The sequence below is a fragment of the Bradyrhizobium sp. AZCC 1721 genome, assembly GCF_036924715.1.
Lineage (GTDB): Bacteria > Pseudomonadota > Alphaproteobacteria > Rhizobiales > Xanthobacteraceae > Bradyrhizobium.
In genome coordinates this window covers 6,157,419-6,170,734 of record NZ_JAZHSB010000001.1, presented here as the reverse complement: position 1 = coordinate 6,170,734, position 13,316 = coordinate 6,157,419, and the positions used below count along the sequence as shown (strand labels likewise).

Annotated in this window: 11 protein-coding genes and 1 pseudogene; 8 read left to right on the top strand and 4 right to left on the bottom strand. The window is 63.7% G+C overall.

All coding sequences use genetic code 11. The features are described from left to right. Positions 1–62: 62 nt before the first annotated feature. Positions 63–980: an alpha/beta fold hydrolase gene (locus V1273_RS29420; protein ID WP_334411710.1), complete on the top strand. Its 918-nt coding sequence runs from the start codon at positions 63–65 to the stop codon at positions 978–980. Positions 981–1,101: 121 nt separating this feature from the next. Beyond that, positions 1,102–1,696 (top strand): annotated as a pseudogene (locus V1273_RS29415) (IS5 family transposase); the annotation flags it as partial. Between the two features lie 84 nt (positions 1,697–1,780). Here V1273_RS29415 and V1273_RS29410 read toward each other — a convergent pair. From V1273_RS29410 to V1273_RS29395, 4 genes are read right to left on the bottom strand one after another with little or no spacing between them, the layout of a single operon-like run. Continuing rightward, positions 1,781–2,485, bottom strand: coding sequence for an ABC transporter ATP-binding protein (locus V1273_RS29410; protein WP_442894171.1), 705 nt, complete (start codon positions 2,483–2,485; stop codon positions 1,781–1,783). 5 nt (positions 2,486–2,490) lie between these two features. Beyond that, positions 2,491–4,260 carry a branched-chain amino acid ABC transporter ATP-binding protein/permease gene (locus tag V1273_RS29405; protein ID WP_334411708.1) on the bottom strand — a complete coding sequence of 590 codons (1,770 nt, stop codon included), beginning with the start codon at positions 4,258–4,260 and terminating at the stop codon, positions 2,491–2,493. Then, positions 4,257–5,300: a branched-chain amino acid ABC transporter permease gene (locus tag V1273_RS29400; protein WP_334411707.1), complete on the bottom strand. Its 1,044-nt coding sequence runs from the start codon at positions 5,298–5,300 to the stop codon at positions 4,257–4,259. The genes V1273_RS29405 and V1273_RS29400 overlap by 4 nt, the downstream gene beginning before the upstream one ends. Positions 5,301–5,338: 38 nt before the next feature. Next, positions 5,339–6,487 (bottom strand): ABC transporter substrate-binding protein, encoded by a 1,149-nt coding sequence (locus V1273_RS29395; protein ID WP_334411706.1) that lies wholly within the window; start codon positions 6,485–6,487, stop codon positions 5,339–5,341. Between the two features lie 139 nt (positions 6,488–6,626). Here V1273_RS29395 and V1273_RS29390 point away from each other — a divergent pair, with 139 nt between their 5' ends. The 6 genes from V1273_RS29390 (at position 6,627) to V1273_RS29365 (ending at position 13,309) form a co-directional block, all read left to right on the top strand. Beyond that, on the top strand, positions 6,627–7,463 hold the full coding sequence (locus V1273_RS29390) for an alpha/beta fold hydrolase (protein WP_334411705.1): 837 nt from the start codon (positions 6,627–6,629) through the stop codon (positions 7,461–7,463). A gap of 498 nt (positions 7,464–7,961) precedes the next feature. Beyond that, positions 7,962–8,759, top strand: coding sequence for an aspartate/glutamate racemase family protein (locus tag V1273_RS29385; protein WP_334411704.1), 798 nt, complete (start codon positions 7,962–7,964; stop codon positions 8,757–8,759). 134 nt (positions 8,760–8,893) lie between these two features. Further along, positions 8,894–10,072, top strand: a complete 1,179-nt coding sequence (locus tag V1273_RS29380) for a thiolase family protein (protein WP_334411703.1) — start codon at positions 8,894–8,896, stop codon at positions 10,070–10,072. Next, positions 10,069–11,310: an SDR family NAD(P)-dependent oxidoreductase gene (locus tag V1273_RS29375; protein WP_334411702.1), complete on the top strand. Its 1,242-nt coding sequence runs from the start codon at positions 10,069–10,071 to the stop codon at positions 11,308–11,310. The genes V1273_RS29380 and V1273_RS29375 overlap by 4 nt, the downstream gene beginning before the upstream one ends. A gap of 28 nt (positions 11,311–11,338) precedes the next feature. After that, a complete protein-coding gene (locus V1273_RS29370; RefSeq protein WP_334364843.1) occupies positions 11,339–12,124 on the top strand; it encodes a cyclase family protein in 786 nt (261 codons plus the stop codon). A gap of 27 nt (positions 12,125–12,151) precedes the next feature. Next, positions 12,152–13,309, top strand: coding sequence for an ABC transporter substrate-binding protein (locus tag V1273_RS29365; protein ID WP_334411701.1), 1,158 nt, complete (start codon positions 12,152–12,154; stop codon positions 13,307–13,309). Positions 13,310–13,316: the final 7 nt, after the last annotated feature.

Here is a 13,316-nt window from a genome sequence, read left to right as displayed (position 1 = left end):
GCATGGTGCCAGTGCTGCCTCATGGCAAATTGGGGCCGACAGTATGAAAATGGAAAACGCTCATGGACATCGGACGTCGCAATGCTTTCAAGACCCTGGCCGGCGCTATCCTCGCCGCCGCAACCGCCCCGCAGGCTCTCGCACGCTCTGGCGAGATTGAATCCCGGATTGCCCGCTTGAATGGCTGCGACATTCATTATCGGGTCGCGGGTTCAGGTCCTACCGTCGTGCTGCTCCACGGGTGGCCACAAACGTCCTTCGCATGGTTAGGCGTGATGCACAGGCTGGCCGACCGATACCGCTTGATCGCGCCCGACATCAGGGGCACGGGCCTCTCGGAAAAAACGGTCTCTGGATACGACAAGCGCAACATTGCCGAGGACGTCCGGCAATTGATCGAACTGGAAGCGGACGGTCGCGCGCATCTCGTCGGTCACGACATGGGCGGCAAGGCGGCGCTTGTGCTCGCCCTTGTGGCGCCGGAGTCCGTCTCGAGGTTGGTGCTCGTCGATTGTTCGGTGCCGGGCACGGAGAACATGGACGCATCGCGAGGTGGCCTATGGCACTACGGGTTCCACATGGCGCCCGAGATTCCGGAACTTCTAACGAAGGGCCGCGAACGCGACTATATCGCTGCTCAGATCAAGTCATGGTGTCATCGCAAGGACGCGGTGACCGACGAGGCGATCTCCGAATACGCCTCGCATTACGCGAAGCCGGGCGGGATGACGGCCGGGTTCAACCTTTATCGGGCGCTCAAGGCCGACGCCGCCCTGGTGGCTTCGTTGAGTGATCGCCGGCTTGTCATGCCGGTGATGACGATCGGTGGTCGCTACAGCGTCGGCGACAAGCTCGCCCAGCAACTCGCGCCGCGCTGCGACCGACATGTGGGCGTCGTCGTCGAGGACAGCGGTCACTTCGTTGCTGAGGAAGCTGAGAGTACGTTCTGCGACCACATCGTCCGGTTCCTTGGCGCCTAAGCACTTGACGACTTAGATCATACCGGTCACGACCCGCCGGATCGGCGCGAGCGGCTCCGTGTAATCTCATCGTGTTAGGGCTGTTCGGGTCGATCTTGGCGAGACCGTCCCCGATTGCGCATGGCGCGATCTGCCCGACAGCTTCGTTCGCTGGCGACGAGCAGGTGTGTGGGCCGCGATCATGAACGCCTTGGCAGGTGCGCATGATGCCGCTGTGCAAATGATCGACACGTCGATTGTCCGCGTGCATCAGCACGGAGCCTGCATCAACGGGAATACAAAGCAATGCATGAGGCGGTCACGGGCAGATCAGCAAGATTCATGCGCTCGTCGATACAAACTGGCTGCCGGTTCGGCTTGCGCTGACGCCCGGCGAGGCTCACGATAGTCGGCTTGCTGGAAAGCTATTGTCTCGCATGAAGCCTGGGTCGATGCTGCTTGCAGACCGTGGCTACGACGCCGACTGGATTAGAGAACTTGCCGTGAAGAAGGGCGCATGGACCAACATCCCACCCAAAAGCAATCGCAGCGAGCCGATCTGTTTTAGCTCTTACCTATATCGCGCCCGCAATCGGGTCGGGCGCTTCTTCAACAGAATCAAGCAATGTAGTCGAGTGGCGACGCGCTACGACAAACTTGCCGCCAACTACCTTGCCTTCATCCGACTCGCTTCAATCAGGCTGTGGCTGGCTGCGGGTAATGAGTCCGCGGCCTAGATCTAGTCGTTCGGATGATGCGAGGCCCCATTTCTACTTTGCATGGGGTTGTTTTCGCAATTTTTGGTCCCGCTCTTAGTTGCTCTAATGCCCGCCGAGATAGGCCGCGATCAGCTTCGGATCGTGGATCAGGGCGTCCGCCGGCCCCGATTGGATGATCTCGCCGGTTTCCAGCACATAGCCGTAATCCGCGGTCTCCAGCGCTGCGCGGGCGTTCTGCTCGACGAGCAGGACCGACACGCCGAGGCTCCGCAGCGAGGCGATGGTGCGGAAGATTTCCCGGACGATGAGCGGCGCAAGGCCGAGACTGGGTTCGTCGAGCACCAGGAGCTTCGGGTTCGCCATCAGCGCACGGCCGAGCGCCAGCATTTGCCGCTCGCCGCCCGACAGCGTGCCGGCGGCTTGCTTGCTGCGCTCCTTCAGCCGCGGAAAGCGGTCGAACACATCGTCGAGGCTTTTGCGCGTCGTCGAGCGATCGCGCAGGCTGTAGGTGCCGAGCAACAGATTGTCGGCGACCGACATGTCGGCGAACAGCTCGCGCTTCTCGGGCACGAGGCAGAGACCACGTTCGACACGTCCTTCGACATCGATCCGCGCAAGATCGTTGCCTTGAAAGACCATTCGTCCGGTGGACTTCAGCAGACCGATGGCGGCCATCAGCAGCGTCGTCTTGCCGGCGCCGTTCGGCCCGATCACGGTCACGATCTGCCCTTGCTCGACCGAAAGCGAGACGTTCCGCACCGCCTCCACCTTGCCGTAGGCGACCGACACATTCTCGATCGAGAACATCTGTGTCACGCGACACCTCCAAGATAGGCTTCCTGGACGCGGGCATCGTTGCGTATTGCCGCCGGCTCGCCTTCGCAGAGTTTTGAGCCGAAATCGAGCACGACGATGCGGTCGACCAGCGACATCACGAACTCCATGTCGTGCTCGACGAGGAGGATCGTCAGATGGTCGGCGCGAAGCGACCGCAGCAGTTCGGCCAATTTTAGCTTTTCCTGGCGGCGCAAGCCGGCCGCGGGCTCGTCGAGAACGAGCAGTGTCGGGTCGGCTGCGAGCGCGCGGGCGATCTCGAGCACGCGCTGATTGCCGAGCGGCAGGTTGCCGGCGAGCTCGAACGGCTTGTCGCCGAGCCCGACCCGCTCGAGCTGCTGCAACGCCTCGTAGCGTGCGCTGGCCTCTTCCGCCTGATTCAGGCGGAGCGCGCCGGCGAGCAGGCCGGTCTTGGTGCGCGAATAGGTGCCGAGCAGCACGTTGTCGAGCAGCGTCATGCGCGGGCGCAGCTTGACGTGCTGGAAGGTGCGGGAGATGCCGGAGCGAGCGATGTGGAATTGCTGGTCGTGGGTGATGGAGTGTCCCGCGAAAGCGATCTCGCCGCTGTTCGCGCGCAGCGCCCCTGTGAGCAGGTTGAACATCGTGGTTTTGCCGGCGCCATTCGGCCCGATCAGCCCGAGGATCTCGCCGGACCTCACTTCGAAGCTGACATTGTTGACGGCGACGAGGCCGCCAAACCGCCGCTGCGCGCCGCTCACCTTAAGAAGAAGCGTGCCGGGCGCCGGCTGCTCGCGGCGCGGCAGCGGGTTAGCCGGTTGCGGACGGGACTGCTTGAGGTCCGGGAGGAAACCTAACAGAAACGGAACGATGCCTTGCCGGGCCCGCTGCAGGAACAGAATGAACAGTGCCGAGAACGCCACGATCTCGAGCTGGCCGGAGGCGCCCTTCGCAATCAGCGGCAGATAATCCTGCACGGTGTTCTTCAGCAGCGTGACGATCGCAGCACCAACCACGCCGCCCAAAATACTGCCGGCGCCGCCGACCATCGCCATCATCAGATATTCGATGCCCATGCCGGCCTCGAATGGCCCGGGGCTGACGAAACGGCCGAGATGGGCATAAAGCCAGCCCGACAGCGCGCCGAGGAATGCGGCGATCACAAACGTCACCAGCTTGATCTGGAAGGCGCTGATGCCGAGGCTTTCGACCAGCGTGTTGCCGCCGCGCAGCGCGCGCATCGCGCGGCCGATGCGGGAGTCGAGAAGGTTGTAGCAGAGGAGGAGGACTGCGACGACGATCGCCCAGATCAAGAAATAGATCTGCCGGCTCTCCACCAGCGCGAACGGGCCGATCGAGATCGGCGGAATGCCCGAGATGCCATTATGTTGGCCGAGCCCCTGGATGTTGCCGAACAGGAACGCGATTGCCAGTCCCCACGCGACCGTGCTCAGCGACAGGAAGTGGCCGCCCAGGCGCAGCGTCACGAAGCCCAGGATTGCCGCGATGCTGCAGGTCAGAATGACGGCCAGCACCAGTCCGAGCCAGGGCGAATAGCCGTTCAGCGCTGTGACCCACGCTGTCGCATAAGCGGCGACGCCAACGAAAGCGGCCTGGCCGAACGAGACGATGCCGCCGACGCCGGTCAATAGCGCCAAGCCGATGGCCGCAAGCGAGTAGATGCCGATATAGTTCAGCAAGGTGATGCTGAACGGATTGAGCACAAAGGGTGCCGCCACGAGGCAGGCGATCGCCGCGGCAATGATGAGACGAATCTGCTGCGGCGTCATTCCTCGACTTCCTCTTCGGAATGTTGCGAGGCGAGCGAGCGCCAGAGCAGCACGGGAATCAGTAGCGAGAAGACGATGACGTCCTTCAGGGTGCTGCTCTGGAACGAGGCGAAGCTTTCGAGAAGGCCGACGCCGAACGCGCCGAGCGCAGCCCCCGGGTAGCTCGTCATGCCGCCCACGATGGCGCCGACAAAGGCTTTCAGGCCGAGCAGAAATCCGGAGTCATAGAAGATCGTGTTCACCGGCGCGATGAGGATGCCGGAGACGCCCGCCATCAGTGATCCCAGCAGGTAAGCGATGGTCCCGGCACGCGCCGGCCTGATACCCATCAGCCGGGCGCCGGTCCGATTCAGGGCGGTCGCGCGCAGCGCCTTGCCGATCAGCGTGAAGTCGAAGAACAGAAACAGCAGGCCGCTGAACACCAGCGCGGCGGCCAGGATCAGCACCGTCTGTCCGGAGACGTGCACCCCGGCGATCTCCATCGCCATCGACGTCAGCGGCTCGGTCCGGACGCCTTCGGGGCCGAAGAACAGCAAGCCAAGTCCGACCAGCGCGAAGTGGAGCGCGACCGAGACGGTCAGCAAGAGGAGAACAGAGGCATCCGCGATTGGGCGAAACACGATCCGGTCCAGTAGCGGCGAGATCGGCATGATCAAGAGCAGCGCCAGCACGATCCTGACCGGCATCGGCGGAGCAAAGCGCATCGTCAGCCAGACGGTCCCGACAACGATCAGAGGTAACACGAGATAGAAGAGGACGGCCTTCGGCACCGCGCGAAGCTCGCCGGACCGCGCCAGCGAGACGACTTCCATCGCGCAGGCCATGCACGCCAACACGACAACCAATCCGACTGTTCCGGGAAGCTGCTTGGCATCCAGCGCCGCCAGCGTCAGCGCCGTGAAGGCTGCGATGTCGCCGAACGGAATGAAGATCACCCGCGTAACGGTGAAGATCAGCACGGTGCCGATCGCCACCAGGGCGTAGACCGCCCCGGTGGCTATTCCGTCGATCGCAAGGATCGCTGCGATGTCTGCCGTCATGCCCTCAGTCGTCCTTCCGTATTACGCCTCGGCATCGCTCAGGGCTGGTAGGTCCAGGCGCCGTTGACCAGGCGAACGATCACCAGCGCGCGCTCGTCCACGCCGTGATAGGCACCGGGTTTGAAGTTGTAGACCGCGTGCACGCCCGAGAGCTCCTTGGTGTTGAGGATCTCGTCGCGCAGGGCCTTGCGGAATTCGATGGTGCCGGGTTTAGCGGTCTTCAGCGCGCGCGCCGCGGCTGACGTGAAGATCATCCAGCCGTCGAAGGAATAGGCCGAGAAGCCGTCCGTGCTCGCGAGATTGTTGGCCTTCTGGTAGGCGGCGCGGAATTCGAGCGCGAGCTTCTTGGCGAAATGGCTGTCCGGAAGCTGCTCGGCCACGATGACCGGACCGGCCGAGACCTGAATGCCTTCCGCGGCCTTGCCGCCGACGCGCACGAAATCGGGATTGACCAGCGCGACCGTGCCGTAGGTCTTGCCCTTGAAGCCACGTTCGCCGAGCGCGAGCAGCGGCAGCGCGCCCTGCGTGCCCGATCCGCCGATCAGAACGGCATCCGGACGGACGGCAAGAACCTTAAGGATCTGGCCGGTGACCGACGTATCGACGCGCGCATAGCGCTCGTTGGTCAGCACCTTGATGCCGTCCTCGGTTTCGACCGCCTTGGCGCCGTTGTAGACGAGATCGCCCCAGGCATCGGAAAAGCCGATATAGCCGATGTTCTTCATCGCGTCGCGCTTCATGCGATCGGCGACGACCTTGACCAGCAGCGAAGCGGGTTGCGGAACGGAAATGCCCCATTGGTCCGCCGGATTCGGTTGTCCGATCACCGGAGAGACGGCGATCATCGGCACTTTCAGTTCGGTCGCAACTGCCATCATGGCGATGGTCGATGGAGCGGTTGCGGTGCCGATCAGGAGATCGACCTTCTCTTCCTCGATCAGCTTGCGCGCATTTCGGGTTGCGGCGGAGGGATCGGAGCCGTCATCGAGCTGGATCAGCTTGATCTTCTCGCCGTTGACCTCGTTCTTGTACTCCATCGCAGCCTGGATGCCGCGTCCATATGGGATGCCGATCGAGGAGCCGGGCCCGCTGAGCGACGTCACGAAGCCAATCGTGATGTCGGCCTGTGCGGTCGATGCCGCAACGAGGCCGCCGATGAGGGCAGTCAAACTCAACATCTTGCGCATTGCATTCCCCTTGGTTGAAAACAGCCGCGACCTGAGCGAGATGTCAGCATGGATCGGGTCGGACCAGCACGATCGATGCCGTGATTGTCGCCGAAACCCGGCGCGGGTCCGGTCCCCGCCTCCGGATGGGAGTTATGAAATGAGCGTCAGCAAAGTCGGTTCCAATCTCGAGCGCCGCTTCGTCACGACGCGTCTTGGCCGCATCCATGTCGCTATGGCCGGAACCGGGTTTCCCGTTCTCCTGCTGCATCAGACGCCGCGCTCGTGGGACGAATACCGTGATGTGCTGCCGCTGCTCGGCCGCGATTTCCGCGCGATCGCAATGGATACGCTCGGCTTCGGAGATTCCGAGCGGCCTGCCGCTGATCCTTCGATTGAACTGTGGGCCGAAGGGGCGTTCGCGCTGCTCGATGCGCTGGAAGAGCCGCGGGCCGCGATCGCCGGTCATCACACCGGCGCGGTGATTGCGGTCGAAATGGCCGCCTCGGCGCCTGCGCGGGTGAGCGCACTGGTGCTCTCGGCCTGTCCTTTCGTCGATGCGGCGCGCCGGGCCAGGCATGACGGCATGCGTGTGATCGACGAGGTCGAGGCGCGTACCGACGGCTCCCATCTCACTGAGCTCTGGGCGCGCCGGCAGCCGTTCTATCCCGCTGATGATATCGATTTGCTGCAGCGCTTTATGGTCGATGCGTTGCGGGCTGGCGAGATGGCGGCGGAAGGCCATCGGGTGGTGAATCGCTATCGGATGGAGGATCGTCTGGGAAGCATCCAGTGTCCCACGCTGGTCATTGCTCCGACAGCCGATCCGCACGTTCATCCCGTGGCTCCAAGAGTTGCCGGAGCTATCGAGGGTAGTATCTTGCGCGAGCTCTCAGGAGGCATGGTGCCGCTTCCCGATCAGATGCCCGAGACCTTCGCCGGCTTGGTCCGCGACTTCGTCGCCGCCGAGGTGGCCAAGGGCGGGAACGGCACCTGAAGCGCCGGATCCAACCGCGGCGGATGCGAACCCGTCTGCAACACCTGCTGTTTCGAGGTCGATAATCTCAGCCACGATTGATGACCTTTATCAACGCAACGACCAATGCGACGCATGCCCGCACAGGCGTGGATGCCCGTCAATTGTTTAAAGCCTAAAGTATTTATCGGCCGAACGTCAATACGCCAGCTTCGTGGCTTCGCGGAAAAGTTTGCGGCGGCGCGTGCAAGCGCAAAAACTGAATTCGCCTATGCAAAAGCGTGAGGCGCTCTCTGCCTGTCCTTTCGGCAACTCGATCTCGTCGCGCGCAGATATCGTCGGAAAGCCGTTCAATTGACGCGAAAATTATTTTGTGGTTGAAATATTTCAGTCGATGGAATGGCGCGCTAAGCTATCGCGTGCCTTCACATCGATGGCCTTGCGCATATCGTCAGTCCTCTCAGACTGCGTGCTTTGAGGATCGATCGGCGCGCGTCGCCTGTGAACGGGATATCCGCTGTGCGCATCTTCTGGCAGAGCTTCGTCGACCGGGCTACGAGCGCGCCCTACATGGCGCGGCTTGCGACCTATCTGAACGAGATCGCGGCACCCGGCACCAGCATCCACGTCGAGGGCATCACGCCTGCCGATCGCGACTTCGGCCGCCTCAGCGAATTCCGTTGCGCGATCCAGGCGGTCGACAACGGACTCGCAGCGCAGGAAAACGGCTTCGACGCCTACGTCATGGGCCACTTCCAGGATCCGGGATTGTACGAACTGCGTTCGGCGCTGACGATCCCGGTGGTCGGCGCCGGCGAAGCCACGCTGCTCGCGGCCTCGCAGCTTGGCCGTCGGCTCGGCCTTGTCACGCTCGATTCAGCTTTCGAAGTTTGGCATTATGAGCAGGCCGATCGTTACGGGCTTTCCGGCCGCGTGGTGCATGTCACCGGCATGGGCTGTCGTCCGGAAGATTTCAGCGCCGCGTTTGCGGGCGATGCGGCGGCGAAGGCACGCATGCTGAGCGACTTTGCAGCCTGCGCGCAGCCGCTGGTCGATCGCGGCGCCGATGTCATCATTCCGGCCGGCGTGCTGCCCGGTCTCCTGATTGCGAGCGAGCGTGGCTTCAAGATCGGCTATGCGCCCGTGGTGAACTGTGCGGCGGTCGCGCTGAAGAGCGCCGAGATGTGGGTGCAGTTGCAGCGTCTCAATGGCACCGAGCCGAGCCGCGGGCCGAGTTTTGCGCTGGCCAATGACCGTGCCCGCCGGGATTTCCGCACCACTGTGGCGCGCACGCCCGACAAACCGAATGGCGCTTGAGGACAAGACATGCTGCAGCCCGACAAGATCTTGTATGAAGCCGAGGTGACGGCGACCGGCGGGCGCGACAAGGCGGCGAGCGTCGACGTCAAATTGACCGTACTCTGAACGGCTCACAGGAATCCGGCGGTCCGATGCAGAGCTCCATCCGAACACCTTACGATCGGGTCGTGATGGCAGTTCCAGTGACGATCCCATACGTGCGCTACTCGATCGAGAGCGCGCAGTGGTGGATCGGCCGCGCGCTGAAGGCGCTGGTCGATGGCGCCGGAATCACGCCGCGCGACATCGACGGCTTCTGTGTTTCGAGTTTCACGGCGGGGCTGGACAGCGGGATCGGGCTCACCCAGCATTTCGGCCTCTGCGTGCGATGGATCGACACCATTCCGCTCGGGGGCGCGAGCGCAATAGCCGCGCTGCGCCGCGCGGCGCGGGCGGTGCAGGCGGGCGACGCCCGCATCGTGGCCTGCGTGGCTGGAGATACCAACCACGTCGATTCCTTCCGCTACACACTGGAAAACTTCTCGCGCTTCAACCAGGATGCCGTCTATCCCTATGGCGCCGGCGGCGCCAATGCGAGCTTTGCACTGATCGCGCGCAACTACATGCGAACGTTCGGCGCCAAGCGCGAGGATTTTGGCAAGATCGCCGTCGCCCAGCGCAGCAATGCGCTCCGCAACCCCAACGCTTTGATGAAAGCGCCGCTGACCATCGAGCAATACATGTCGGCGCGGCCGATCGCCGATCCGATCCATTTGTTCGACTGCGTGATGCCGTGCGCGGGCGCGGAGGCCTTCCTGGTGATGGGCGAAGATGTCGCCGCGTCCCTGAACCTGCCCGCCGCCAAAATTCTCGCCACGATCGAGCGCCACAATGCGTTCGGCGACGACCCCGTTCAGGTGCGCGGCGGATGGGCCGTTGATGTCGATGAACTCTACGCAATGGCGGGCGTCAAGCCTGACGATCTCGACTTTGTCGAGACCTACGACGATTATCCGGTGATCTCGATGATGCAGTTCGAGGACCTCGGCTTCTGCCGGAAGGGGGAGGGACCGGACTTCGTTCGGCAGCACGATCTCACGATCGACGGCAGCTTCCCGCACAACACGTCCGGCGGTCAGCTCTCGGTCGGGCAGGCCGGTGCGGGCGGCGCCTATCTCGGCGTGGTCGAGGCGCTGCGCCAGGTTCTCGGGCAGGCCGGTCCGACGCAGGTTAGGGATGCACGCGTCGGGTTGGCTTCGGGTTTTGGAATGATCAACTATGATCGCGGCCTCGCTTCGGGCGCGGCGATCCTCGCGGGATCAGGCGCATGATCGAACCGATCGTCAAACCGCGCCGGAAGAACCCTTTGCAGCGGACGCGGCTGCCGACGTCGCCGCCACGCGCACGCAGCCGCGCCTCGCACGGGTTTACGCGGGCCGCCGCCGAGGGCCGCTTCATGCTGCAGCGCTGCGGCTCCTGTGCAACGTTCTGTTATCCGGCGCGCGATGCATGCCCTGCATGCCTTTCCGCCGATCTAGCCTTCACGGACGCGCCGCGGCGAGGGACGCTTTTGTCTGAAACGACGCTGCATGTCACGGCGGACGTGCACTTCCGCGAGCGCGCGCCATGGCGCATCGGCCTGGTTGCGATGGAATGCGGGCCAACCCTCGTGACGCACCTGCACGCCGATTGCGAAGAGGGCGGGCCGGTCGTGATGTCGTTCCAACTGGACAAGAGCGGGCAGGCCGTGGCCTTCGCACACCCCGAACGTGAGACTCCCAACATGACGGACGACAGGCAGTGGCGTGAGATGACCGCCGATCCAAAATTCCGGCGCGTTCTGGTGACCAACGGACGCAGCATCGTCGGTCAGGAAGCGGTGGCTGCGCTGAAGACAGCCGGCGCGTCGATCGTGTTCGTCGGCGTCGCCGAGCCGTGGAAGCCGTTCCGCGGCGAGGAGGCGTTGCGCGGCATGGAGGGCGTCGAGATCGTGCCGCTCGATATCGGCGACGAGAAGTCGGTCGCAGATCTGGCGGCCGATATTGGCGGCAAGGTCGATATTCTCGTCAACACCACAGAGCATGTCCGTGCCGGCGGGCTGCTCGATCGTCAAGGCACCAGCGTCGTGCGCGACGAGATCGACCAGAGCTATCTCGGATTCGTGCATCTGGCGCAGGCGTTCGGACCGGCGATGCGGATGCGCGGCTCGGATGGCGTCAACAGCGCTGCCGCCTGGGTCAATATCCTGTCGGTCTATGCGCTGGCGAACTGGCCGGTGTTCGGCGCCTATTCTGCGTCGCAAGCCGCCTGTCTGTCGCTGTCGCACTGCCTGCGGGCGGAGCTTCGGCCCGGCGGCGTCAAGGTGGCGAACGTTTTCACGGGTCCGCTCGATATCGAGTGGTTCCAGACGGTGCCGCCGCCGAAGGTCGCGCCCCGCGCGGTGGCGAGTGCGATCGTGTCGGCGCTCACGCGCGGGCTTGAAGATGTGTTCGTGGGCGATGTCGCCGAAGACATTCGCCGGCGCCTGGCCGCCAACCCCAAGGCGGTCGAGCGAGAGCTGGGGGCGTAGGCGGCTTGTTGAGGACGGGAGAAGCGCAATGGGAAGCAACAGTCTCATGCAGTTTGCCGGCGCGGTTGCATCCGGCGCGGTGCGTGTCGTCGATCTGACTTTCACCCTCAGTCCCGATTTTCCGGTCATCGTGCTGCCGCCGGAATTTGGTCAGGCCGCGCCGGTCCGCATCCAGCAGATTTCGCGCTACGACGCGAATGGTCCTGCGTGGTACTGGAACAATCTCAGCTTCGGCGAGCACACCGGCACGCATTTCGATGCGCCGGTTCACTGGTTCACCGGCAAGGATCTGCCGAACAACGCAGTCGACACGCTGCCGGTGCGCGACATGATCGCGCCGGCCTGCGTGATCGATTGCTCGGCGCAGGCCGCAAAGGATGCGGATTTCCTTTTGACGATACCGGTCGTGGAGGCCTGGGAAAAAAGCCACGGGCGGATTCCGGAGCGGCACTGGGTGCTGCTGCGCACCGACTGGTCGAAGAAAGGCTGGCGCGACTACGCCAATCTGAAGGACGACGGCGCCCACACGCCCGGACCGAACGCCGCCGTGATGCGCTGGCTCGTCGAGGAGCGCGGCGTCATCGGCTTTGGCACCGAGACGATCGGGACGGATGCCGGCCAGGCCGGGCATCTCGATCCGCCCTATCCGGCGCATCATTTCCTTCACGGCGGCGGGCGTTACGGCCTGCAGTGCCTGTGCAATCTCGATCAGCTTCCGCCAACCGGCGCGGTGATCGTGGCTGCGCCACTCAAAATCCAGAATGGCTCCGGCAGTCCGTTGCGCGTGCTTGCGTTGGTACCCGGGCAGGGCTGAACCTTTTCGTCGACATCGAGTGACATCATGAACAAGAAAAAGACTTTGTTGATCGGCGCTGCGCTCTTGCTCGCCGCCGTGGCACCGGCGCATGCCGAAATCCTCGTCGGTTTTGTTACCGGCCTGAGCGGACCGGTGTCCTCGATCGGCGTGCCGAACGCCAAGGGGTTGGCCGCGGGTCAGGCCTATGTCGGCGAGATCGATGGTGAAAAAGTCCGCGTCATCCAGCTCGATGACGGCTCGGACCCGGCCGCCTCGACGCGCAACGCGCGTAAGCTGGTCGAGCAGGAAAAGGTTGATTTCCTGATCGGCACGTCAGGCGCGCCGCAGACGCTGGCGATGGCGACCGCCGCGATCGAGATGAAAGTGCCGATGATAGCGGTCTCACCGATCGCGCCAGTGTCGGCCGGAGAGGGCGGGCCGTGGGTGGTGCAAACCCCGCAGCCGACGCCGCTGCTCGTCCAGGGCATCGTCGATCACATGAAGAACCGCAACGTGAAGAGCGTGGCCCTCATCGGCTTCTCCGACGCCTTTGGCGACCTGATGTATAACTCGTTGCTGCAAAGCGCCGAGAAGGCCGACATCAAGGTGATCGCCAACGAACGCTATGCGCGCTCCGACAACTCGGTCACTGCGCAGGTGCTGCGTGCAGTTTCCCTGCGTCCCGACGCGATCATGCTGGGCGGCACTGGAACGCCCGGCGCGCTGCCCGTGATCGCGCTATCAGAGCGCGGTTACAAGGGGCCGCTCTACGGCAATCACGGCATGATCAGCGCGGATTTTCTGCGGCTTGCCGGCAAATCGGCCGAGGGCATCATCTGCCCGACCGGGCCGGTCACGGCAGGCGAACAGCTTCCCGAGAGCAATCCTATCCGCAAGGTCGCGCTCGCATTCCGCGCGGCCTATGAGAAGGCCAATGGCGAGGCGCCGGCCGACGCTTTTTCGCCCTATGCGTTCGATGGCTGGCTGGTGTTCATCGATGCCGCCAAACGTGCCAAGGCGACCGGCGCGACGCCCGGAACGCCGGCGTTCCGTAACGCGTTACGCGAAGCCTTGTTCACGACCAAGGATGTCGTCGGTGCGCACGGCATCTATACCTATACGCCGGCCGATCGTCACGGCGTCGATGGCCGCGCGCGGATACTGGTCCAGATCGAAAACGGGAAGTACAAGCTGCTGCCGTAGTTGCCGG